General features: G+C 61.8%; 22 protein-coding genes. 17 read left to right on the forward strand and 5 right to left on the reverse strand.

All coding sequences use genetic code 11. The annotated features are described in order from the left end of the window. The first annotated feature begins 7 nt into the window (after positions 1–7). The 3 genes from EGM97_RS05325 to EGM97_RS05335 are packed head-to-tail and all read left to right on the forward strand — an operon-like array spanning position 8 to position 1,739. Positions 8–898 carry a U32 family peptidase gene (locus EGM97_RS05325; protein WP_238962920.1) on the forward strand — a complete coding sequence of 297 codons (891 nt, stop codon included), beginning with the start codon at positions 8–10 and terminating at the stop codon, positions 896–898. Continuing rightward, positions 892–1,362 carry a ubiquinone anaerobic biosynthesis accessory factor UbiT gene (gene ubiT, locus EGM97_RS05330; protein WP_238962921.1) on the forward strand — a complete coding sequence of 157 codons (471 nt, stop codon included), beginning with the start codon at positions 892–894 and terminating at the stop codon, positions 1,360–1,362. Before EGM97_RS05325 ends, ubiT begins: the two co-directional genes overlap by 7 nt. Next, entirely contained in the window at positions 1,362–1,739 is a 378-nt protein-coding gene (locus tag EGM97_RS05335; RefSeq protein WP_238963018.1) for a putative zinc-binding protein, read from the forward strand. Before ubiT ends, EGM97_RS05335 begins: the two co-directional genes overlap by 1 nt. 186 nt (positions 1,740–1,925) lie before the next feature. Here the strand turns inward: EGM97_RS05335 and EGM97_RS05340 are convergent, their stop codons facing one another. Continuing rightward, positions 1,926–2,603 carry a Crp/Fnr family transcriptional regulator gene (locus tag EGM97_RS05340; protein ID WP_238962922.1) on the reverse strand — a complete coding sequence of 226 codons (678 nt, stop codon included), beginning with the start codon at positions 2,601–2,603 and terminating at the stop codon, positions 1,926–1,928. A gap of 229 nt (positions 2,604–2,832) precedes the next feature. Here EGM97_RS05340 and EGM97_RS05345 point away from each other — a divergent pair, with 229 nt between their 5' ends. The 10 genes from EGM97_RS05345 to EGM97_RS05390 all read left to right on the forward strand — a co-directional run bounded on the left by EGM97_RS05345 (position 2,833) and on the right by EGM97_RS05390 (position 12,917). Beyond that, positions 2,833–3,435: a transposase gene (locus tag EGM97_RS05345; RefSeq protein WP_238962923.1), complete on the forward strand. Its 603-nt coding sequence runs from the start codon at positions 2,833–2,835 to the stop codon at positions 3,433–3,435. Between the two features lie 26 nt (positions 3,436–3,461). Continuing rightward, on the forward strand, positions 3,462–5,063 hold the full coding sequence (locus EGM97_RS05350; protein ID WP_238963019.1) for a ShlB/FhaC/HecB family hemolysin secretion/activation protein: 1,602 nt from the start codon (positions 3,462–3,464) through the stop codon (positions 5,061–5,063). Between the two features lie 16 nt (positions 5,064–5,079). Next, positions 5,080–6,879 carry a DUF2341 domain-containing protein gene (locus EGM97_RS05355; protein WP_238962924.1) on the forward strand — a complete coding sequence of 600 codons (1,800 nt, stop codon included), beginning with the start codon at positions 5,080–5,082 and terminating at the stop codon, positions 6,877–6,879. Positions 6,880–6,889: 10 nt separating this feature from the next. Continuing rightward, positions 6,890–7,315 (forward strand): ExbD/TolR family protein, encoded by a 426-nt coding sequence (locus EGM97_RS05360; protein ID WP_053150914.1) that lies wholly within the window; start codon positions 6,890–6,892, stop codon positions 7,313–7,315. A 2-nt stretch (positions 7,316–7,317) separates the two neighbouring features. Continuing rightward, a complete protein-coding gene (locus tag EGM97_RS05365) occupies positions 7,318–8,025 on the forward strand; it encodes a TonB C-terminal domain-containing protein (protein WP_238962925.1) in 708 nt (235 codons plus the stop codon). 39 nt (positions 8,026–8,064) lie between these two features. After that, a complete protein-coding gene (locus EGM97_RS05370) occupies positions 8,065–9,756 on the forward strand; it encodes a putative porin (protein WP_238962926.1) in 1,692 nt (563 codons plus the stop codon). A gap of 15 nt (positions 9,757–9,771) precedes the next feature. Further along, a complete protein-coding gene (locus EGM97_RS05375; RefSeq protein ID WP_238962927.1) occupies positions 9,772–10,419 on the forward strand; it encodes a DNA repair protein in 648 nt (215 codons plus the stop codon). Between the two features lie 19 nt (positions 10,420–10,438). Further along, the gene (locus EGM97_RS05380) at positions 10,439–10,909 is read left to right on the forward strand and encodes a YbjN domain-containing protein (protein ID WP_238962928.1); all 471 of its coding nucleotides are present in this window, start codon (positions 10,439–10,441) and stop codon (positions 10,907–10,909) included. Continuing rightward, the gene (locus EGM97_RS05385) at positions 10,906–11,850 is read left to right on the forward strand and encodes a peptidylprolyl isomerase (protein WP_238962929.1); all 945 of its coding nucleotides are present in this window, start codon (positions 10,906–10,908) and stop codon (positions 11,848–11,850) included. Before EGM97_RS05380 ends, EGM97_RS05385 begins: the two co-directional genes overlap by 4 nt. An 86-nt stretch (positions 11,851–11,936) precedes the next feature. After that, a complete protein-coding gene (locus EGM97_RS05390) occupies positions 11,937–12,917 on the forward strand; it encodes a LysR family transcriptional regulator (RefSeq protein ID WP_238962930.1) in 981 nt (326 codons plus the stop codon). A 231-nt stretch (positions 12,918–13,148) separates the two neighbouring features. On the opposite strand, the gene EGM97_RS05395 is transcribed toward EGM97_RS05390, so the two are convergent. From EGM97_RS05395 to EGM97_RS05410, 4 genes are all read right to left on the reverse strand, one after another. Next, complete coding sequence (locus tag EGM97_RS05395) at positions 13,149–13,841, reverse strand: aspartate/glutamate racemase family protein (protein ID WP_238962931.1); 693 nt, start codon at positions 13,839–13,841, stop codon at positions 13,149–13,151. A 180-nt stretch (positions 13,842–14,021) separates the two neighbouring features. Continuing rightward, positions 14,022–15,011 (reverse strand): halovibrin HvnC, encoded by a 990-nt coding sequence (locus tag EGM97_RS05400; RefSeq protein ID WP_238962932.1) that lies wholly within the window; start codon positions 15,009–15,011, stop codon positions 14,022–14,024. Continuing rightward, on the reverse strand, positions 15,008–15,931 hold the full coding sequence (locus tag EGM97_RS05405; RefSeq protein ID WP_238962933.1) for a halovibrin HvnC: 924 nt from the start codon (positions 15,929–15,931) through the stop codon (positions 15,008–15,010). Before EGM97_RS05405 ends, EGM97_RS05400 begins: the two co-directional genes overlap by 4 nt. A gap of 72 nt (positions 15,932–16,003) precedes the next feature. Next, positions 16,004–17,389, reverse strand: a complete 1,386-nt coding sequence (locus EGM97_RS05410) for a hypothetical protein (RefSeq protein ID WP_238962934.1) — start codon at positions 17,387–17,389, stop codon at positions 16,004–16,006. A 263-nt stretch (positions 17,390–17,652) separates the two neighbouring features. Between EGM97_RS05410 and EGM97_RS05415 the strand changes: the two genes are divergently transcribed. The 4 genes from EGM97_RS05415 (at position 17,653) to EGM97_RS05430 (ending at position 23,560) form a co-directional block, all read left to right on the forward strand. Next, positions 17,653–18,324 carry a DUF3313 domain-containing protein gene (locus EGM97_RS05415; protein WP_238962935.1) on the forward strand — a complete coding sequence of 224 codons (672 nt, stop codon included), beginning with the start codon at positions 17,653–17,655 and terminating at the stop codon, positions 18,322–18,324. 148 nt (positions 18,325–18,472) lie between these two features. Next, a complete protein-coding gene (tpx, locus tag EGM97_RS05420) occupies positions 18,473–18,973 on the forward strand; it encodes a thiol peroxidase (RefSeq protein WP_238962936.1) in 501 nt (166 codons plus the stop codon). Between the two features lie 178 nt (positions 18,974–19,151). Further along, positions 19,152–20,468, forward strand: a complete 1,317-nt coding sequence (locus EGM97_RS05425; RefSeq protein ID WP_238962937.1) for an MdtA/MuxA family multidrug efflux RND transporter periplasmic adaptor subunit — start codon at positions 19,152–19,154, stop codon at positions 20,466–20,468. After that, the gene (locus EGM97_RS05430) at positions 20,465–23,560 is read left to right on the forward strand and encodes an MdtB/MuxB family multidrug efflux RND transporter permease subunit (RefSeq protein WP_238962938.1); all 3,096 of its coding nucleotides are present in this window, start codon (positions 20,465–20,467) and stop codon (positions 23,558–23,560) included. Before EGM97_RS05425 ends, EGM97_RS05430 begins: the two co-directional genes overlap by 4 nt. The last annotated feature ends 15 nt before the right edge of the window (positions 23,561–23,575 follow it).

Raw genomic sequence — 23,575 nt, forward strand, 5'->3', positions numbered from 1 at the left:
AAGCCTGATGAAACTCAGCCTGGGACCGGTCCTGTTCTATTGGGACAAAACACAACTGGGGAATTTCTACGCTGACATGTCGGCATTGCCGCTGGACGTGATCTACCTGGGAGAAACCGTATGCTCGAAACGCCGGGCCTTCTCGCTGGATCAATGGCTGGGCCTTGGGCGTGAGCTTCAGGCTTGCAGCCAGGCGCAAATCGTATTGTCGAGTCTGACGCTGATCGAGGCCGCATCGGAGCTGTCCACGTTGCGTCGGCTGTGCGACAACGGTCAGTTGCTGGTGGAAGCCAACGACATGGGCGCGGTGCACTTCCTTGCCGAGCGCAAGCTGCCATTCGTGGGCGGTCCGGCGCTGAACCTCTATAACGGCCATGCCCTGGCGCAACTGCTCGACAGCGGGATGATCCGCTGGGTGCCGCCGGTGGAGTGCTCGGCCGCGCTGATCGCCGATGTGCTGGAGCAGGTGCGGGACATGGACCGTGAGGTGCCGGAGGTGGAAATCTTTTCCTACGGGCATCTGCCCTTGGCCTATTCGGCACGTTGCTTTACCGCGCGTGCGGAAAACCGGCCCAAGGATGATTGTCAGTTCTGCTGCATCAACTACCCCGATGGCCTGGCGCTGAGCAGCCAGGAAGGTCAGTCATTATTCACCCTCAATGGCATCCAGACGATGTCCGGGGAGCCGACCAATCTGCTGGCCGATTACAACGCACTGATGGCCTGCGGTGCGGATGTGCTGCGCCTCAGTCCACGGGCCCAGGGCATGGCCGAAGTGGTGACCGCGTTCGACAACGTCCGGCGGGGCGAGGCGCCGCCGCTGTTCGTCGAGGGGTGCAACGGCTACTGGCACGGTCAGGCCGGCATGCTGAAAGTCGAGGAGGCTGGCCTGTGCTGAGTCCGAAGAAATGGGTGCTCAAGGGCGCCGATCGCTTGCTGCCACTGGTGGGCAAGGTGCCTTTTGTGGTGCAGCGCCTGGCCTTGCAGCAGGCCCTCAATCGCTGCCTCGCCGAACCGCTGCGCGAGGGCGGATTCGATGTGCTGCGCGGTCGCTGGTTGTGTCTGCGGGTGCTCGACCTGAAATTGTGCTGGTACCTGACGCTGGCGCGCGATGGGCTGCGCATTGCCGAACGGGCCGACGCCCAGGTCACCATCAGCGGCAACTGGCGTGAATTCCTGTTGCTGGCCAGCCGTCAGGAAGACCCCGATACCTTGTTCTTCCGCCGCCGGCTGGTCATCGAGGGTGATACCGAACTGGGCCTGGCGGTGAAGAACCTGATCGACAGCCTTGACCCGGACGTACTGCCGCCGTGGTTATGGCGCAATCTGGAACGGGCGGGGAAGGGATTGGCTTCAGCGTGATGAAAGTCTCGAACGAACTACCCCTGGTGTATTCCTGTTCCGGTTGTTCCAACGTCGCGCAACTGGCCAACTCGGTTGCCTTACGCCTGGACCGGGCCGGCCTGGCCGAGATGTCCTGCATCGTCGGGGTGGGCGGGCACGTGACGCCCCTGGTCAACAAGGCGCGCTCGGGGCGGCGGATCATTGCACTGGACGGTTGCGCGTTGCAGTGCGTCCAGGCCTGCCTGCAACAACATGATCTGGCGGCGGACGTGCATGTGATCCTGAACCAGTTGGGCTTGCGCAAGCGTTTTGGTGTGGATTGCACGGAAGAGGAAGGGGAGGCGTTGTTTGGGCATTTGCTGCCCCTGATCGCTACGGACGCGAGTGAACATTGAAGGATCGATCACTCACCTGTGGCGAGGGGATTTATCCCCGCTGGGCTGCACAGCGGCCCCAACGCGTTGTTCGATTTATTTGGCACTCACCGATAACAGCTTTGGGGGACGCGCCGCGTCCCAGCGGGGATAAATCCCCTCGCCACAGGTGTTAACCATGCCACGGACCAAACAGGTTCAAGCACATCATTGCTGGTAATCCGCCAGCTCCGCTTCGGCGAGGATGCGGATGTTGCGTCGCTCCATGGTGATCAGGCCGCCGTCCACCAGGCGATGAAGAATCCGCGAGAAGGTTTCCGGCTGGATCCCCAGCTTGGAAGCCACCAGGCGCTTGGATACCTGCAATACCACCTGGCCGTCCCGTGGATCACGTTCTTGCAGCAGGAAATTGATCACGCGCCGGCTGGCGCTGGCCAGGGTCAGGTTGTCGATGTCCCTGAGGCGTTGGTGCAAGTGCACGCTCATGCTCGCCAGGATCGCCAGGCAGACCTTGGGCTGGTCTTCCAGGGCCTTGCGGTAATGGGCGCCCTCGATACTCACCAACACGCTGTCCTTGAGCGCCGACGCACTCACCGGATAGCAGCGGGCCTGGCTGAACAGCAGGGCTTCGGCGAAGGTCTGCCCCGGCTGGATGATTTCCACCAGGTTTTCCTGGCCTTCGCCGGTGACCCGGAACAACTTGATCTGGCCGCTGATCAACAGGAAAAAACGCTTGGCCGGGTCTCCCTGGTGCATGAGCGTGCCGTTGCAAGCCAGGCGCTTGAGCACAGCCAATCCGCACACCTCTTCGAAGACACGCTCCGGCAACTGGCTGAACAGATGATGACGGCGCAACAGTAGAACGATAGAAGGGTGGGTCAACATGGCGTACCTCCGCGTACCGCCATGGTAGGGCTCCAACCCTCGCCGGCCTATGCCTCGGCAGGCCTACCTCGGAAGAGGGAGCCCTGTTCCGGAAAGACCACATGAAGCTTTCATGACAAAAGTTCGGTAGCACATCGCCATTCCCGTCATGCCTGTGTGACGCGTTCGAGGAGACCTTCGAGGTCTTTCGAAACCGGGGCGCAAAGCCGGGAGTGAGGCGATGGGGACTATGGAACGTTATTCGAAAGTGGGCATGCAGGAGCTCGATCAGCGGCTGTCGAAGATCGTCGAGGCGGCGCGCAAGCAGCCGGTCTCGGTGTATCGCTATGGCGCGCCATGGGTCTGGATCGTTTCCCAGGATGACTGGCAGGGCGCGCTCAAGGAAGTGTCAAGTTACATCCCGCAGGGCCACTCGCTGGTCTTGCTGCGTCCGCAAATCGACGACCTCCTGAACGAGCATCGCAACGTACTGCAAGCCCTCGATAACGACGCCGGGATGCGGATTGCGCCGCAGACCGCCATGCACATTCTTTTGCTGCAACTGCTCTATTCGGTGCCCAGCGAGCAGCAACTCTACGAGCAGCTCAATTACAACCTGCTGTTCCGCTGGTTCGTCGGCCTGGAGCTGAATCAGAAGGTCTGGAGCTACGACATCTTGAGCAGGGACCTCGCCACGTTGTTGGGCGATGTGCGTGCCGTGCGACTTATCCAGAAAATCATCGGCGAAGTGTTCTGTGGCGCCTTGCTGCAAATGCCGGAGTTCTCCTTGAACTTCGCGCTGTTGCACACCTGGCTGGCGCGGCACGCCACGACAGCGACGACCGGCAATTGAGCGGTACTTTGAATTCAGGGGGTGGTGTGGAGCATTTCTTCAAGTCACGGCCGGCGCTGTGGGGCTGGCTGTTGCTGACAGTCGGCGGCCCGTCGGCCCTCGCCGCGCAGGAAGGGACCGAGGCCCCGGCGGCGGCCCGTCTGGTGGACGTGAACGAGTATTTCGTGCGCGGCAACACCGTGCTCGACGCCCGCGCCATCGAGGAGGCGGTGTACCCGTTCCTCGGTCCGCAGAAAGCGATGAGCGATATCGAAGGAGCCCGCGATGCCCTGCAGAAGGCTTATCAGGCTCGGGGCTATCAATCGGTGTTCGTCGAACTGCCGGAGCAAAAGGTCGAAGACGGCATCGTTTATCTGCAGGTCAGCGAAACCAAGGTCGGCCGGGTCAGGGTCGTCGGCGCCAAGCATTATTCGCCACTGGAAATCCGCGAGGACGTCCCGGCGCTCAAGGAAGGCGAGGTGCCTGATTTTGCCCAGGTCCAGGCCGAACTGGCGCAGTTGAACAAGACCCCGGGGCGCCAGGTGATGCCCCTGGTCCGCGAAGGCCAGCGGCCCGGGACCATGGACGTGGATCTGCAGGTCGAGGACCAGAACCCCTGGCAGGCCAGTCTCGGCCTGAACAACGATTACAGTGCCGACACCGAGAAGCTGCGTACCGTCGCCAGCCTGGGCTACAACAACCTCTGGCAACTGGGGCATAGCGTTTCGCTGACCTTCTTCACTGCGCCCCAGGACACTGACAACGCCAAGGTCTGGTCGGGGTCCTACACCGCGCCGTTGAATGAACGCTGGAGCGTGCAGTTCTCCGGCTACCAATCCGACAGCAACGTGGCGACCGTCGGTGGTAGCAACGTGCTGGGCAAGGGGCATTCCTACGGGGTCTCGGCGATCTACAGCCTGCCCTCCAGTGGCGCCTGGTCCAATACCTTGTCCGCCGGCGTGGATTTCAAGGATTTCGATGAAGAGTTGAGCCTGGGCGGTTCCAGCGACAAGGCCCCGCTCAAGTACGCACCCTTCACCTTTGCCTATAGCGGGTATCGCTATACCGAAAGCAGCCAGCTGGGCCTTGGCCTGAGTCTGGTGGCGGGGACGCGAAGCTTGCTGGGCTACGGAAGTTCGGACGAAGAGTTCGACTACAAGCGCTACCGCGCCAGCCCCAGCTTTGCCGTGCTCAAGGGCGACGGCAATTACACCTTCACCTTCGGCAACGACTGGCAGAGCGCGTCCAAGGCCGCGTTCCAATTGGCGTCCGGGCCGCTGGTGTCCAACGAACAGTTCTCCGCCGGTGGTGCCACCTCCATACGCGGCTACCTGGCCGCCGAACGCACCGGGGACGACGGCTACCTGCTGTCCCAGGAGTTGCGCACACCCTCTCTCGCCAGGTTCGTCGGCAGCTACGTCCAGGAATGGCGGTTCTACGCGTTTGCCGAAGGCGCGCAGTTGTACCTGCGTGACGAATTGCCCGATCAGGAAGCCGACTACAGCCTGGCCAGCGTTGGCCTCGGCACCCGCGCAAGCCTGAGCAAATGGCTGTCGGGCAGCCTCGATTGGGGCTATCCGCTGCTCGACGGTCCGAACACCACGAAACAGGAATCACGCCTGCACCTCAACCTGCAAGCGACGTTTTGAACCCAGGAGTCATGCCATGCAACGCTTATTGTTATCCCTGTTGATCTGCCTGGGGCTGGTCCTTCCGGCGACAGCCAATGCCTGGTGGCAGGACGATTGGCACTACCGCAAACAGATTTCGGTGGACACCACACCCCAAGGCGCGGCCATTGCCCAGGCCCTCGGCCGCACCGCGTTGCTGGTGCGCCTGCACACCGGCAATTTCACCTTCGACGGGGTCAAGGAGGACGGCTCGGACCTGCGTTTCGTCAGTGCCGATGACAAGACGGTGTTCAATCACCAGATCGAAAGCTTCGACCCGTTGATGGGCATGGCACTGATCTGGGTCGATGTGCCGAGCGTGGAGGGCGGCCAGCGCCAGGATTTCTGGATGTATTACGGCAACCAGAAGGCACCGGCCACTGCCAGCGGTCAACTGACCTTCGACCCGGACTACACCGCGCTGTATCACTTTGACGGAGCAACCGGTGTACCACCCCGGGACACCACGGCCTACGGCAACAATGCCCAAGGCGCCGCCGGCACCAGCATCGATGGCGTGATCGGCCGCGCCTTGCAGTTCAACGGCCAGCCGCTGCTGCTGCCCGCCAGCCCGTCGTTGCAACACAACGCCGGCGCGGCATTCACCTTCAGCGCCTGGTTGCGTCAGGACCAGGCCAGCGGTGAGCAGGTCATCCTGGCTCGCCGCGAAACCACTGCCAGCCTGTTGGTCGGCGTCAACCAGGGCGTGCCGTTCCTGGCAGTCAACGATCAACGCGCCGTCTCCACCCAACCGCTGAACCCCGGCCAATGGCAACATCTGGCGGTGACCGCTTCGGGAGACCGGGTGGTGCTGTACGTCAACGGCCGTGAAACCGCGAGCCTTGCGGTGGCGATGCCGGCGTTCAATACGCCCATTGCTCTGGGGGCCGATGTCTCCACCGGGTCCTTCGCACCGTTCAGTGGTGCCCTGGACGAGGCCCGCCTGTCCAAGGTAGCCCGCCCGGCACCGCTGCTGTTGGCCGACGCCAACGCTCAGGGCGCCGAATCGAAACTGGTGGCCTACGGGGTCGATGAAGAGCAGTCCGGCTTCGGCTTCGGCAGCCTGGGCTTTTTGCTTAACGCTGTGCCGATGGACGCTTGGGTGATCATCTCGATACTGGTGCTGATGATGGTCCAATCGTGGGTCATCATGATCCGCAAGAACCGCATGGTCAGTCGGGTCAGCTCGGCCAACGAAGCCTTTCGCGAACAGTTCGCCCGGGTCGGCACACGCCTGGAGATGTTCGCCGACGACCAGGACCTGGCCCAGCGCCTGCAACATTCGTCCCTGTGGCGCTTGTACCTGGTGGCGGTCAAGGAAATCCGTACCCGTCGCGAGCAGGGCGCCGATACCTCATCGGTGTCGGCCGCGACTATCGAAGCGATCCGCTGCTCCATGGACGGCGTGCGCACCCGGGAAAACCAGCAACTCAGTTCGAAACTCTCGACCTTGTCCAACGCCATCGCCGGTGGGCCCTACATTGGCCTGCTCGGCACCGTGCTGGGGATCATGGTGGTGTTTCTGGGCACGGCCATGGCCGGCGACGTGAACATCAACGCCATCGCTCCCGGCATGGCCGCGGCATTGCTCGCCACCGCCATGGGGTTGTTCGTCGCGATTCCCGCGCTGTTTGGCTACAACCGGCTGATCACCCGAAACAAGGAAGTCAGTGCCGACATGCGGGTGTTCGTCGATGAGTTCATCACCCGCCTGGCGGAGATGCACGGTGAAGGGCAGTCCGGCGAAGCGACTCACCGCCGCGATCATCACCACCCAACCTCCGTACCGGCCTGAGGAAATCGCGATGGCTAGCGTAAATGCTTCGCACGATGACGACGATGACGCCGCGGTGGACAGCATCAACATCACGCCGCTGGTGGACGTGCTCATGGTGGTGCTGGTGATGTTCATCCTCACCGCCACGGCGCAGGTGTCGGGCATCCAGATCAACCTGCCCAAGGCCAGCGCCTCGGTATCGCTGTCCGAAGCCAAGACCAAGGCGATTTCGGTCAACGACGGCGGCCAGGTGTTTCTCGATGCCTATCCGGTGACCCTGGCGGAACTGGAAGAGCGCCTGCGCATCGAGAAGGCCCAGAACCCTGATTTTCCGGTGATCGTGCGCGGCGATGCCACGGTGCAGTACCAGAAGGTCATCGAAGTGCTGGACCTTCTGCGGCGTCTGGAATTGTCCCAGGTCGGTCTGGTGACCGGCAAACCGAGCCAGGGCTGACCATGACCGCCAGACTTCCCATCTACCCGCCGCCGGTGAAGCCTTCGCCGCTGCGCCTGCTCAAGTGGGCCGCAGGCCTTGTGCTGGGCGCCGTGGCGGCCTGGCTGCTGTGGCAATGGGCCAACGACATGAGCGGCGTGCGGCGTGAAGCGCCCAAGGTGCCCACCATCATTCCATTGCCGCCTCCGCCACCACCGCCGCCGCCGGAGAAACCCAAGGAGCCGGAACCCCAGGTCGAGGAGAAAGTGGTCGAGCCCGAGCCGACCCCTGAGCCCGAAGAGGTCAAGCCCGAAGAAGAAGCGCCGCCGTCGCCGGTGGATGACCTGGCGAACCCGATGCAAATGGATGGCGAGGCCCAGTCCGGCAACGACGCGTTCAACATCGGCGCCGGCAAGGGCGGCGGCATGGCCGGCGCCGGAGGCGGGCGCCTGGGCAATGGCACTTACAGCCAGTTCCTGGCGTTCACCTTCCAGCGCCTGCTGCGGGAGAACCCTGACCTGCGCAGCCTGGCGTTTTCGCTGCAGGCCGACGTCTGGCTGAGCGCCGTGGGCGAGATCACCCGGGTCGAGCTGGTCAAGTCCAGCGGTAACCCGCAAGTGGATGAACAAGTGATCTCGGCCCTGCGCGCCTCACCCCATTTGAGTGAGCGACCGCCGGCTTCCCTGACTTTGCCTGTGCGCCTGTCCTTGCAGGGACGGCGTCCGGGTTAACCGAATGCTTGAAAGTTTGCCAACAGGAGTTGTGTGCAGATGATTTCCAATGTGAATCGATTGTCGTGGGCGGTCGGCCTGGTGGTCCTGAGCCTGGCCGGGCATGCGGCCGCCGCCCCGGCACCTTCGGAAAACGCCACGATCAATCTGATCCGACTGCTGGTGCAGCAGGGCGTGCTGAAACAGGATCAGGCCGATGGCTTGATCGCCCAGGCCGAACGCGAAGCGGTGCAGGCCCGCCAGGCCTCGGCAGCGGTTGCCGCAGCACCCGCTGGAGCACCGGGGGACGTACGGGTGCAGTATGTGCCGAACATCGTGCGCGAGCAGATCCGCGACCAGGTCAAGGCGGAAGTCATGGCCACCGCCAAACAGGAAAACTGGGCCCAGCCCAACACCTTTCCGGATTGGGTGTCGCGTATCAGTTTCGATGGCGATATTCGCCTGCGGGATGAGTCGCGCTACTACTCGGGCACCAACAGCAACGAGATCGTCGACTTCGCCCGGCTCAATGACAAGGGCCCGTACGACGTCAACCCCAACAGCAGCTCCAGCCTGCCGCCGTTGCTCAACACCCGCGAAGATCGGGAAAACCTGTTCCGCTTGCGGGCGCGCCTGGGCATGAAAGCCGTGATCGCGCCGCAATGGACCGCCGGCATCCGCATCGGTACCGGTTCGGACAACAACCCGGTGTCCACCACCCAGACCCTGGGCGGCGGCTTCGGCAAGAAGGACATCTGGCTCGATCAGGGTTACCTGACCTGGAAGCCGTCGGATGAACTGACCCTGACCGGTGGGCGTTTCGCCAATCCGTTTTTCTCCACCGACCTGTTGTATTCCGGTGACTTGAACTTCGACGGCGTGGCGGCGATTTTCAATCGCAAACTCAATCAGGATTGGGGGCTGTTCGGCACCGTCGGTGCGTTCCCGGTGGAATACACCAACGACACCAGTACCAGCAATGGGACCGACAAGGAGGAGAGCGACAACAAGTGGCTCTACGGCGCACAACTGGGGGCGAACTGGGCGATCAACGACAGCAACCGGATCAAGGGGGCGCTGGCCTATTATCGCTTCGATGACATCGAAGGCCGGCGCTCTTCGCCGTGCCAGCCTTGGGCCGGTGATCCGGGCTGCGACAGCGACGGCTCCCGCGTGGCCTTCATGCAAAAGGGCAACACGGTATTCCTGCTGCGGGACATCACGCCTAATCCCCTCAATCCGTCCACCACGCCACAGCCGCAGTACGTCGGCCTGGCTTCGGAGTTCAACCTGCTGGACCTGAACCTGGCGCTGGATACCGATTTGCCCTCGGACCTGAAGTTGCGCAGCCAGGCGCATTACGTGCACAACCTGGGCTACGACGAAGGCGAGATGCGCAAGCGTTCCGAAGGCCAGTTCGCCAACAACCTCGACGAGAACGGGGAGCTGGAGAGCGGCGCCAACGCCTGGATGTTCCAGTTCACCCTGGGCAACGCGCTGGAGCTCAAGCGAGAGGGCGATTGGAACCTGTTCGCCGGCTACAAGTACATCCAGCCGGACGCCTTGCCGGACGGCTTCAACGACTCGTCGTTCCACCTGGGCGGCACCAACGCCAAGGGCTATTTCCTGGGCGGCAACTATGGCCTGGCGAGCAACGTCTTCGCCACCGGTCGCTGGCTGAGTTCCGAAGCGGTGTACGGCGCGCCGTATGACATCGACGTGATGCAGCTTGAAATCAACACGCGCTTCTAAGCGCAGGGAGGCCTCATGAAAAGGCGAGCCAATCATCCTTATCCCGTTGCGTTGCTGGTGCTGGGCCTGTTCTTGAATGCCAGTGCCCACGGCGAAGGCCTGGAGGAACGCCTGCGGGCGCAACTGCGCAGCACCACCGCGCAGTTGCAGGCCCTGCAAAGTGAACAGGCCCAGGCCAGCGCTGCCCGACAGGCTGCCGAAAGCCAGGCCAGAGACGCCCAGGCGCAGATCAAGCAATTGACCGCGCAGTTGACCAAGGCCCAGGCCCTGGCTGAACAACTGGCCGGGCGCCAGGAAAGCCTGCAGAACCAGGCTCAGGCCCAGGTGGCGGCCAGCAATGAGCAGATCGGAAAATTCAAGAAAGCCTACGACGAACTGCTCGTTCTGGCCCGGGGCAAGGAGGCCGAACGGGCCCGCCTGGAGGCGCAATTGACCGAGCGTGACACACAAGTGCAGCAATGTTCGGTCAAGAATCAGCAGATGTACGAAGTGGCCCAGTCCCTGTTGCACGCCTACGAAACCATCGATGTGGCTGATGTCATGAAGATCCGTCAGCCGTTCGCCGCCAAGGCCCGGGTGCGTTTCGAAGAGCTGGCCCAGGGCATTGGCGACGAACTCTACAAGAACCGTTTCGATGCGCCCCAAGCCTCGATTACCCATTGACAGCAAGGATGAACCGAGCATGACTTCATTGATCGAACACGTCTCCCCAAAATCCCTGACCGAGCTGCTACAGGCTGCTGGCTACCGGGTCAACGAAACCGATCAAAACGGTATCGTGCAATTGCTCAGTGCCAGCCAGGGCATCGGTTTCGCGGTGCGCTTCGGCAATCCCACGCCAACGGCTGGCGACTATCTGGACTTCACGTTCAGCTGCGCCCTGCGGGTGCAAGGTGAGTTACCGGTCGGGTTGGCCGAATTGTGGAATGCCTCCCGGCGCTTTGCCCGGTTGTCGGTGCAGGGTGAATTCCTGGTGATGGAGATGGATGTGGTGGTGGCCGCGGGTGTCAGCGCCGACCATCTACGCAGCAACCTTGAACTGTGGGACCGTCTGTTGCAGGAATTCATCGTCTACCTGCGCGAATACAGCCAGAACGCCACGCGTATGCAGGCCCAGGCACAGGCCCCGGTGGAGGAGGTTGCTGCATCGTGAAAAAGCCGACGGTTGTCTTTAGCGCAGCGGCGGCAGGCCTGCTGGTGGTGGCAGTGGTCCTGGGTCTGCGGCCGGGAAATGATCCGGTGGCCGCCGTGCAGACCGCCAATGCCGTCTCGGTCGAATCGCCAAGCCTGGCGCGATTGGGCAACCAATCCGTCAGTCCTGATGAGTTGAAGGCGTTATTCAACGCAATGGCGCCAGACCTGCGGCAACAGCTGCGTGGCAACCGGGCGGCACTGGAAGGCTGGATCCGGGCGCGACTGGCGGAAAAAGCTGTGCTGGAGCAGGCCGATGCCCAGGGCTGGCGACAGCGACCGGACGTGGAGCGCCAGACCCGGGCGGCGACCGAGCAGATTGTGTTCCGGGATTACTTGCAGTCGGTCAGTCAGGTGCCGGCTGGTTATCCCAGTGAAGAGGAACTGAAGCAGGCCTACGAGGCCGGGAAAGCCAACTGGACGACGCCGACGTTGTACCGGGTCAGCCAGATATTCCTGGCGGCCACCGAGCCGCAAACGGTGGAAGGGGTACGCCGGCAAGCTGTCGAATTGAGCCGCAAAGCCCAGGCATCGCCGGGAGACTTCGCGGCGCTGGCGAGCCGCTTCTCCCAGGATCGCGCCAGTGCCGAGCGGGGTGGGGACAGCGGCATGCAACCGCTGCAGCAATTCGTGCCGCAGGTGCGTGAGACGGTAGCGCGTTTGAAACCAGGCGCCGTTTCGGAACCGGTGCAGAGCGCGGCGGGGTTCCATGTGATCAAACTCACCGAGCAACAACCGGCTCGGGAAGCCACCCTGGACGAAATGCGCGCTCAACTGACCCAGGCCCTGCGTGCCCAGCGTCAGGAGCAGATTGCCAAGGCCTACCTGGATGGCATGCTCGATACGGCGACCTTGAGCATCGATGGGGCGCAGCTGAGCCAGGTGTTGGAGGAGATTCATTAAGCCAGCGTCTGCCCGTGGCGGGGGAATGTGCTGGCTGGAGTCTCGCGCGTTTCCCGCTTATTTGTACAACCGACAGGGAGTCATCCATGACCTTCATCGAGCCCGCAGGACGCCAGGCCGCCATTCCATACCATGCACCGTCGCGTGCCCCCGAACCCTGGCTGGCGCTGGCCGTGGACATCGAACCCCAAGTGGCGCAGTGCTTTCTGGTCAGTGCCCGTTGCGGCTGCTTCATGCAGGCAGCCCGCAGCCTCAACGTCAAGACGACCTGGCTGCGCAAGCAACTGGCGCATCTGGAAGCACGACTGGAACGTTCGTTGTTCAGTTTCCAGGGGAGCGCCTTGACCCTCAGCCGTGAGGGGCGCCAGTTGCAGTCGCGGCTGATCGCACTGGCCGATGGCGGCCCGCAACCCATGCTCGACCAGCCACTGATCCGCCTGGCCGTGGCCGAGTCGATCCTGCATGACATCCTGGGGCGTGACCTGATCGCGTTATTACGCCGCAATGCCAGTGTGCGCCTGCAGATCATCACGCTGGACAGCGAAATGGCGCTGCAAGCCGTCAGTGCCGACCTGGTGCTGTGGTTGAGTAATCCGCTCGGTTCGGTGGCAGGGCCAAGTTTCCCCACGCAACCAGCGGAACGGCTGGCGCGCCTGGACTATCTGCCCCATATCGCCAAACGCTATTCAAGGCCCGTCACGCGGCCTGGCTGCCTGGGCGACCTGAACGACTACATGCTGGTGCAATGGCAGGCGGACCGGCAGGTGGACAGCTTCGCCCCCTGGAACGCCCTGATCGAGCAACGCCGTGCTGGCGTGGTGCAAGTGCAGTCCTACGAATTGATGCTGGAGATGATCCGTTGCAGCGCCTGCATCGGCTTGCTGCCCCAGTACATGAGCCACTTCGACCGTGGCTTGATCGCCTTGCCGGGGCTGTTCGATGTGCCGATGCAACGCCACTTGTGGATGGCCGTCGGCACCCAGCCCCGGCACGTCCCACAGGTGCAGATGCTCGTCGAGCTGATCCGCCACACACTGGACGAGCGCGGGGACTGGTTCCAGGCATAACGATGTTGAATGCGCCGCCATCATCGCGAGCAGGCTCGCTCCCACAGTGGTTCGCGGTACACCTGACGGACCGCAGTTCCCTGTGGGAGCGAGCCTGCTCGCGATAGCGGTCTGCCTGAGCCGGTAATGCTGGATGAGCCGCCGCTATCGCGAGCAAGCCTACACAATGGTTCGCGGCGCTGCTGGCGGAGCGTGGTTGCTATGTGCGAGCCCTGGAGTAAAAAGCGTCGGTCAATCCCCCAGCGCAAACGCCACCGCCGCACGGGCATGCAGGTGGGTGGTATCCAGCAGGGGAAGGGGGCTGTGTTCGGGTTTGATCAGCAGGCCGATTTCCGTGCAACCCAGGATGATTGCCTGTGCGCCGCGTTCGGCCAGGGAGTCGATGACGCGTTGGTAGACCTGGCGCGATGCCGGACTGATCACGCCCACGCAGAGCTCGTCATAGATGATGCGATGCACCGCCTGGCGCTCCCGGGTGTCGGGTATCAGGACGTTCAAACCCTGTGCGCCCAGTCGATCCTTGAGAAAGTCCTGTTCCATGGTGAAGGCGGTGCCCAACAGTCCGACCGTCACGGTGCCCGCCTCAAGGGCAGCCTGGCCCGTGGGTTCGGCAATGTGCAGGAACGGAATCGAAATGGCTGCTTCGATCTGCGCCGCCACCTTGTGCATGGTGTTGGTACACAGCACCACGCACTCGGCGCCGCCAGCCTCCAGGCGGCGGGCGGCATCCACAAGAATCGCGGCGGCGTCGTCCCAGCGCCCGGCATGCTGGGCCTGTTCCACCGGGCCGAAATCAACGCTGTGCATCAACAACTGCGCCGAGCGCAACGGCCCGAGTCGGTCTCGAACCTCTTGGTTGATCAGGCGATAGTATTCGGCGCTGGATTCCCAGCTCATGCCGCCAATCAGGCCAATGGTGCGCATTCGTCAATCCTCAGACAATGGCCTGTGCCGACAAGGCAGGCCTGCCTGGAGTCTCTATTCGTCGATGAACGGATGCCAGCGCAAGATCAACTGTTGCGCTCATCTTGGTGGCAGGTGTAATGGTGCCTGGATCGGCTGTGGTTGGTACTGGCTCCCGGAGTCGATGCTAAGGGGCGGTATTCAGGGCCTCACCGCTTGATCGGTCGTGACATAGGCGAAAGAGGCGCTCTGGCTGAGGCTGGCTGCGGGTGTCAGGCGAATGATCGGTAGCAGGATTTTTGGGTTGGTCGAGTCGTAGAAGTCACGTTGGTTATATTGGGCCTCGGCCAAACCAAGGGGATATCCCGCGACATAAAAGAACGCCAGGATTGGAAGATTGTTGGGCTGCCCTCGCGCCCACGTCTTGATGATGATTTCGTTATGCTCGCGGAAAACCTGGGCCGCATAGCTTGGATGGACCGCAGCCAACAGTGCCCTGGCTCGCAAGGATTCATGGAATGCCGGCGCGGCTAACGTATTGCGGTCGTCGGAGACGTCGAACCCGCATTGCTGGCGATGAAGTTCGGCACTCGGATTTGGGTATGTCCAAACATAGACCCATTGCTCGGCTATGGTCACGTTATGGTATTGGCACAGATGACTATGGTGGGGGTAATCGGCATGAGGACCACAAACCTGAATCCGGCTTTGGGTCCATCCGTCCATCGGATAGGAGCACATATAAAACAACTGAATCTTGCCCGCAGGCGCCTCGAGAAACGGATAGATGATATAGCCGTTCTGGTAATTGCCGCCAAAAGCACTGAAGTTGGTATCCGCCCGCATATAGGAAAAAGACACCCCACCATTGGATTCTGAGATAGGGCTGGGATCCCAGACTTTGTAAAGGTTAGCGGGGTCTTTTACCGTGAGCCTGTGGGTAATGCCCGAACAAAGGAATGCAGGTTGAGAGTCGACTCGATTGCAGTTGGGGAATTTGCGATTGTAAAGCGTCGTCAAGTAAGCGGCGGTCCCCGGTCCATCCAGTATTTCAGTACCGTTGATATGCATGATCTCAGGCGGTTCAGTCGCAAGCTGCGTGCAGCTGCCCATCAAACCGATCAACAGCGGGCCTGCTGATCCCAATATCAGCCGTCGCAACGCTTTGCCCATAAACAACCAACACGTCATTGCGCCACCGCCTGATCGGCTGCCACATAGGTAAACGTGGCACTTCCGGCGGCAGTGTTAGCGGGTGTCAAACGAATGATCGGTACGATGATTTTCGGATTGGTGGAGTTATAGAAGTCGCGCTGGTTGTATCGGGCATCGGCCAACCCTTCGTTGGTGCCCCCGGCGACAAAGAAAAACGCCATGATCGGAAACGTGTTCGGCCGTCCGGGCGTCCAGGTCTTGATAATGATTTCGTTATGCCCGTCGAATCCGGGCTGCCCTAGCAGACCCTTGCTCAGCACAGATTGGTAAAATGCAGGCCCCGCCAGCTGATTGCGGTCATCGTTGACGTCGAATCCGCATTGGCGCAGGTATGGAGTGCCCCCTGGCATCGTCCACACGCCCAACCATTGTGGTGCGGTAGTCACGCCGGCCAGATGGCAGGGTTGGCTTAGCGCAGGGTAGTCGTTGGAGTGACCACAGGGTGTTGTTCGATGCCAAGACCAGGCATCCATCGGATACGAGCACAGATAGTCCAGGTCAATCTTGTCATGCGGTGCGCCAAAGATGGGATAGAGGATATAACCGTTGCCATATCCCCATGCCAGCCTACCGAAATTGGCGTCGGCGCGTAGGTAGGAGAATGACACTCCGCCGTTGGCTATTGAGGTTGGGCTGGGATCCCAGACTTTGTATTGCTCTGCGGGGTCCTTGACCGTCACCCTCAAGGTGACGCCCGAACAAAGGAATGCGGGTTGCGAGTCGGAGGTGTTGCAGTTGGGAAATTTCCGGTGATAAAGCGTCGTCAGGGATTCGGCGGTGGCCGGACCGTCGAGTACCTGAACCCCATTGATCGTGATGGGGGCAGGCGGCGCTGTCGTGACCTGGGCGCAACCGACCATCAACGTCATTAACAGAACGCCCATTAAATCACGCACGATTACATCCTCCTACTTTAGAAAAGCAGCGTCAGGTGTGGATCAGAGCTGTGGCCCGGTGGAAAAGACGGGTCAGGCAATCAGTCTCAGAAACCAGGAAAAGATAATCGGCGCGTTGTTGCCGGTTTCCCTGAGTGTCCAGTTGATCATGATGGGTTTGCCCCGGTTTTCCGCTATCCAGGCGGGGGGGACGGCCAGGTCGGTCTGGGTGGTCCCGGCGGTCATTGGGATTTCCTCGCCGTAGCGGGTCGTCACCCCAAACAGGGCTAGCCGTGCCTTGTGCGCCGTGAACAGGGCAGGATGGTAAGCCCTGAGATTGGTTTTGCTGCCGTCCAGGGTGGGTTCCCGTAATGTGTATTTTTGTGGTGTGACGGTCAGGTCCAGGTCCTTCGATGGAATGTCCGTGGCGGTGCCGGGCAGGCGGACGGTGTAGCTGACCTCCGCTCCGGTACCGATGCAATCCACCACCTCGTTTCGGGGTACCTGGAATCTCAAGGTTTGACCTGCGACCGAAACGGTCTGGGGCTCACTGCCCCACGTCGAGCTGCGTCCCAGCCAATACAGTTTTACGGTTTGTCCCGGAGCCGACCCGATGTAATTCACCTCGACGTTGGCGAATTGAGCGTCGTAGAAATCGTTTTCGAAGTTCAGACGCTGGCCATTGAGTTCCCTGGCCTCCAGTACCTTGGGTTTGGTGAGGTCGAGTGTCGGTTGGCGAATATGCACGTCGATGTAGGTGGTTCTCGACCATATCGCCTGTGGGCCGCTGGAGTTGCCCAACAAGTCAGTGACCCTGTACCGCAAGGCGAATCTGGGATTGTCTTGCCAGAAGTCGGCCGTCCTCAGAATGATGTCCACACTACCGGCTGCGGCTTCGGCAGCGCTGACGGGGCGCGGCATTTCCTGGCTGTCACGATCCAGTGTGATGACATCTTTGTCCCTCATATACGGATAGCGAACGGTCAGTATCACCCCTTGGTTGGCCGCCGCCGCATCCACGCCGTTGGCAATGACATCGGCAGGCAGGCCGAGGGTGAGGTTGGGATTGTCGCCTGGGGTAGAGACTTCGCCTCCCGGTTGTGGCCGGTGGAAGAGTATGTTCAATGGCTGTGAAGTCTCGGGAATTGACTGACCCACACGCAGTACGCTCAGGCGAATCTGGTTGATGCCATTGTTAAGCAGGGCACCCGGCAGATTCAGGGTGAACGATACATTTTCTTCGCCCGGCATGATGGTCTTGTTCATGACGGGGATATCGGAAGTGCCCAACAATATGCGTGCGTCATCAAAGGGCGCCTGCGAGGTCCAGGGTTCCACCAGAAGGGGTAACGATCCGTTGATGAGCAAGCGAAGCGGGACGCCGCCGTGGGGGGACGCAGGGTGTTCAACCGACACCATGCCCAGGATGATGACGGGGTCGATTTGCACTATTTCACTGTCTAGGGGCTGACTGGTCATGTCGCGTTCTCCGGTTGTCAGGCATCGGCGGTCTACCGTCCCGGCGGTCATTTCATGAAACCTTCCACGTGCGACTTTGACTACTGTCATTCCTGACAGGTGGGGTGGAAAACCCAGGCATAAGCGCTTCCATTCATCGGATTTGCCGGTAGCGGCCCCGCCATGCCAGAAAGGTTTTCCGATTTGGCAAACAGGCAAAAACCTGGCCTTTGGCTATACCTGTAGTTCCGGCCCCGTCTCGTGTGGCTTACAGGAGTGAAGGCATGAAGTTCGCGTCAATGATTGGCTCTGTCTGCATCGCCACGCTCGCTTTGGCGGGGTGTTCGAGCAAAGTCACCCAGCCTGAGGAATACTCCGGATTCCTGGGCGACTACAGCCGGCTCAAGGAGGAGAAATCACCGTCGGGGGCCGTGGTGATGCGGTGGATCGATCCGAAGATCGACCCCGACAAGTACACCCACCTTTACATCGAACCGACGCAGCTGTATCCCAAACCGCAGCCGACGGTGAAGATCCCCCAGACCACGTTGTCCGGCATCACGGGGTATTACGATCAGGCGCTCAAGCGGGAAGCCGGGAAGTCCTTGCCCCTGGCGACCAGTCCGGGCCCCGGCGTGCTGGTGATGCGTGCGGCCATCACCGCGGTCAGCAGCAAGACGGAAGGCCTGAAGCCGTACGAGGTGGTGCCGATTGCGCTGGTGGCGGCTGCGGTCAGTACCGCCAGCGGCATCCGCGATCAGGAAACCACCCTGGGTACCGAAGCGGTGATTCTCGACGGAGGCAACAATGCGGTGGTGGCCCAAGTGGTGCGCAAGGGGACAGGCAAGCCGTTGTCCAACGAATCCCAGGTGATGAAACCCGATGATGTCAAAGGGGTCATTGACGGGTGGGCTTCGGATTTACACCAGTCGTTCCTCAAGCTCAAGGCGAAATAGATCTCCTTGTGGCGAGCCTGGCTCCCATAGGCTCGCTTCCACAAAAGTTGCGGGATCATGACTTTTCATGTCCAGCCATAGGTCCGGCGCCCGATTCGTGGTTAACTCCGGCCTCACCATTTTCAAACCTGTCAGAAGGAAACCGTTCATGGCTCAAGTCACCCTCAAAGGCAACCCGGTCCAGGTCAACGGCGAGCTGCCCCAAGCCGGTACCAAGGCGCCAGCCTTTTCCCTGGTTGCCGGCAATCTGTCCGACGTCTCCCTCAAGGATTTCGCCGGCAAGCGCAAAGTGCTGAACATCTTTCCGAGTGTCGACACGCCGACCTGCGCCACCTCCGTGCGCAAGTTCAATGCCCAGGCCAACGAACTGAACAACACCGTCGTGCTGTGCATCTCCGCCGACCTGCCGTTCGCCCAGGCGCGTTTCTGCGGCGCCGAAGGCCTGGAGAACGTTCAGAACCTGTCCACCCTGCGGGGTGCTGAATTCATCCAGAACTACGGTGTAGCCATTGCCGACGGCCCGCTGAAAGGCCTGACGGCCCGCGCCGTGGTGGTACTGGACGAAAATGACACGGTGCTGCACAGCGAACTGGTCAAGGAAATTGCCGAAGAGCCCAACTACGACGCTGCGCTGGCTGTCCTGAAGTAAGGTATTTATTACAATTGTTGACGGCCTGGCCAAGTCCAGGCCGTTTTCATTTGTACTTCAAGAGTTTAGCGTCACAAAGCGATACGTAAGCCGAAGGTAAATTGCCGGTAAAGGCGCTTTGCTAAATCCCTGCCAGTGCTTATCGTTCAGCCTCCTGTAAAAGAAGCCCACGCGTCCAATGGTCGATCATTCCATGCAATCCTCTGCTCCCCGCAATTCCCGCCGCTGGCTGTTCAGTCTGTTCATCGTATTGGTCGTCGCGGTGCTGGCCTGGAAGTTCTGGCCCGCCGGCACGGATCCCAAGCATGGGGCGGAGCAGAAAGCCGCGCAGGGGCACACGGGGCGTTCAGGCAGTATGCGTCCCGGCTTTGGCGGCGCTACGGGGCCGGTGCCGGTCCGGGTGGCGCCGGCGGTTACGGGTGACTTCCCGCTGTACTACAAGGCGCTGGGCACGGTCACGGCCCTCAATACCATCAACGTGCGCAGCCGGGTGGGCGGTGAACTGGTCAGGATCGCCTTCGAAGAAGGGCAGATGGTCAAGGCCGGGGACCTGCTGGCCGAAATCGATCCGCGTCCGTACCAGAACGCCTTGCTCCAGGCCGAAGGGACGCTGTTGCAGAACCAGGCACAGCTCAAGAACGCCCTGGTCGATCTCGAACGCTATCGTGGACTGTATGCCGAAGACAGCATCGCCAAGCAGACGCTGGATACCGCCGCTGCGTTGGTGGGCCAATACCAGGGCACTGTCAAGACCAATCAGGCCGCGGTCAACGACGCCAGGCTCAACCTTGAATTCACCAAAATCCGCGCACCGATTTCCGGTCGCGTCGGCTTGCGGCAGCTGGACGTCGGCAACCTGGTGGCGGCTAACGACACCACGGCGTTGGCGGTCATTACCCAGACTCAACCGATCAGCGTTGTCTTCACCCTGCCGGAAAACAGTCTCGATACCGTGCTCGCCCGTTACCGCAGCGGGGCGAAACTGCCTGTCGAGGCCTGGGACCGTGGCGATGCGAAGCTCCAGGCCAGCGGCGTGCTGCAGAGCCTGGATAACCAGATCGACACCACCACCGGCACCCTGAAATTCAAGGCTCGTTACGATAACCGCGAGCAATCGTTATTTCCCAACCAGTTCGTCAACGTCCGCCTGCTGGCCGACACCCTCAAGGGCGTGGTCCTGGCGCCGGCCGCGGCCATTCAATTCGGCACCAATGGCACCTTCGTCTATGCCTTGGACGGCGACAGGAAAGTCACCATCAAGTCGTTGAAGATCGGTCCCAGCGACGGTGAAAACACCGTGGTCACCGAGGGCCTCGCCGCCGGCGACCGGGTGGTGCTCGAAGGCACTGACCGTCTGAAGGAGGGCAGCGAAGTGGAGGTGGTCAACGACAGCAAGGATGTGCCGACCACGCCGACCGAGCATCTGCAGGGCAAACCCGCCGCAGCCCCGGCTGAGCCGGTAGCCGCCGACAAGGCGAACAAGGGCGCCGCATGAACCTCTCGCGGCTGTTCATCCTTCGCCCGGTCGCTACCACCCTCAGCATGCTGGCCATCGTCCTGGCCGGCCTGATCGCCTATCGATTGCTGCCGGTATCGGCATTGCCCCAGGTCGATTATCCGACCATCCGGGTAATGACCCTGTACCCCGGCGCCAGCCCCGACGTGATGACCAGCGCGGTGACCGCGCCGCTGGAGCGGCAGTTCGGGCAGATGCCGGGCCTGACGCAGATGGCTTCCACCAGCTCCGGTGGCGCCTCGGTGATTACCCTGCGCTTCAACCTCGAAACCAACATGGACGTCGCCGAGCAGCAGGTCCAGGCGGCGATCAACGCGGCGACCAACCTGCTGCCCGACGATCTGCCGGCACCTCCGGTGTACAACAAGGTCAACCCGGCGGATACCCCGGTGCTGACCCTGGCGATTACCTCCAAGACCATGCTGCTGCCCAAGCTCAATGACCTGGTGGACACACGCATGGCGCAGAAGATCGCCCAGATCAACGGCGTGGGCATGGTCACCATCGCCGGTGGCCAGCGCCAGGCCGTGCGGATCAAGGTCAATCCCGAGGCTCTGGCGGCCAATGGCCTGAACCTGGCGGATGTGCGCACCCTGATCGGGGCCTCCAACGTCAATCAGCCCAAGGGCAACTTCGACGGGCCGACGCGGGTTTCGATGCTCGATGCCAATGACCAGTTGACCTCGCCCAAGGACTACGCCGAACTGATCCTGACCTACGCCAACGGCGCGCCGTTGCGACTCAAGGATGTGGCGCAGATCGTCGACGGTGCCGAAAACGAGCGGCTTGCCGCCTGGGCCAACGAAAACCAGGCGGTGTTGCTGAACATCCAGCGCCAGCCGGGAGCCAACGTCATCGAAGTGGTGGACCGGATCAAGGCCCTGTTGCCCAGCATCACCGACAACCTGCCGGCCGGGCTGGACGTCACCGTGCTGACCGACCGCACCCAGACCATCCGTGCCTCGGTCACCGACGTACAGCACGAATTGTTGATCGCCATCGCCCTGGTGGTCATGGTGACGTTCCTGTTCCTGCGCCGTTTCAGCGCGACCATCATTCCGTCCGTGGCCGTGCCGCTGTCGCTGGTCGGCACCTTCGGGGTGATGTACCTGGCCGGGTTCTCCATCAACAACCTGACGCTGATGGCCCTGACCATCGCCACCGGTTTCGTGGTGGACGATGCCATCGTCATGCTGGAGAACATCGCCCGCTACATCGAAGAGGGCGACAGTCCCTTGCAGGCTGCGCTCAAGGGCGCGAAACAAATCGGTTTCACCCTGGTTTCCCTGACGCTGTCGCTGATCGCGGTACTGATCCCCCTGCTGTTCATGGCGGACGTGGTGGGGCGGTTGTTCCGTGAGTTCGCCATCACCCTGGCGGTGGCGATCCTGATATCCCTGGTGGTGTCCCTGACCCTCACGCCGATGATGTGCGCGCGCTTGCTCAAGCGTGAATCCAAGGAGCACGAGCAGGGGCGTTTCTATCGAGCCAGCGGTGCCTGGATCGACTGGCTGATCGCCGCCTACGGCCGCAAGTTGCAGTGGGTCCTCAAGCATCAGCCCCTGACGCTGCTGGTGGCAGTGGGCAGTCTCGTCTTGACGGTGGTGCTGTACCTGGCCGTGCCCAAGGGGTTCTTCCCGGTGCAGGATACCGGCGTGATCCAGGGCATTTCCGAGGCGCCGCAGTCGATTTCCTTCGCCGCCATGAGCGAGCGCCAGCAACAACTGGCAAAAGTCATTCTTGCCGACCCGGCGGTGCAGAGCCTGTCCTCGTACATTGGCGTGGACGGTGACAACGCCACGCTCAACAGCGGTCGCATGCTGATCAACCTCAAGCCCCACAGCGAACGAGACGACAGCGCCAGCCAGATCATTGCCCGCTTGCAGCCGCAACTGGATCACCTGGTGGGCATTCGCCTGTTCATGCAACCGGTGCAGGACCTGACCATCGAAGACCGGGTCAGTCGTACCCAGTACCAGTTCAGCCTGTCATCGCCGGACGCCGAACTGCTCACTCTCTGGAGCGGTCGGCTCGCAGAGGCCCTGGCCGGCCAGCCGGAGCTGACCGATGTGACCAGCGATTTGCAGGACAAGGGCTTGCAGGTCTACCTGGTGATCGACCGCGATGCGGCTTCGCGCCTCGGGGTGTCGGTGGCAAACATCACCGATGCGCTGTATGACGCGTTCGGCCAGCGGCAGATTTCCACCATCTACACCCAGGCCAGTCAGTACCGCGTGGTCTTGCAAGCCCAGGCCGGGGAGCGGATCGGGCCACAGGCGCTGGACCAGATCCACGTCAAGACCACGGAGGGTGGACAGGTGCGCCTGTCGAGCCTGGCACGGGTGGAGGAGCGTCAAGCGCAGTTGGCGATTGCCCATATCGGCCAGTTTCCGGCGGTGATGATGTCGTTCAACCTCGCCCCGGGCGTGGCCCTGGGGCATGCCGTGGACGTGATCGAAAAGGTCCAGCAGGACATCGGCATGCCGGTGGGCGTGCAGACCGAGTTCCAGGGTGCGGCCCAGGCGTTCCAGGCGTCGCTGTCGAGCACCTTGCTGCTGATCCTGGCCGCGGTGGTGACCATGTACATCGTGCTGGGCGTGCTCTACGAGAGCTACATCCACCCGATCACGATCCTTTCCACCTTGCCGTCGGCCGCCATCGGTGCCTTGCTGGCGTTGATCCTCAGCGGCAATGACCTGGGCATGATCGCGATCATCGGCATCATCCTGCTGATCGGCATCGTCAAGAAGAACGCGATCATGATGATCGACTTCGCCCTCGACGCGGAGCGCAACCAGGGCGTGGACCCGCAGACGGCCATCTACCAGGCCGCGTTGCTGCGCTTCCGGCCGATCCTGATGACGACCCTGGCGGCCCTGTTCGGTGCCGTGCCGCTGATGCTCGCCACTGGCTCCGGCGCGGAACTGCGCCAGCCCCTCGGGCTGGTGATGGTGGGTGGGCTGTTGGTCAGTCAGGTGCTGACGCTCTTCACGACGCCTGTTATCTACCTGGCCTTTGATCGGTTGGGACGGCGGTTTGCCCGGCCTGAGGCGAAAGAGGTGGGGGTATGACTTTTCCCTTGGAAC

This window comes from Pseudomonas sp. AF32, assembly GCF_022342325.2.
In the GTDB taxonomy this organism is placed as follows: domain Bacteria; phylum Pseudomonadota; class Gammaproteobacteria; order Pseudomonadales; family Pseudomonadaceae; genus Aquipseudomonas; species Aquipseudomonas uvaldensis.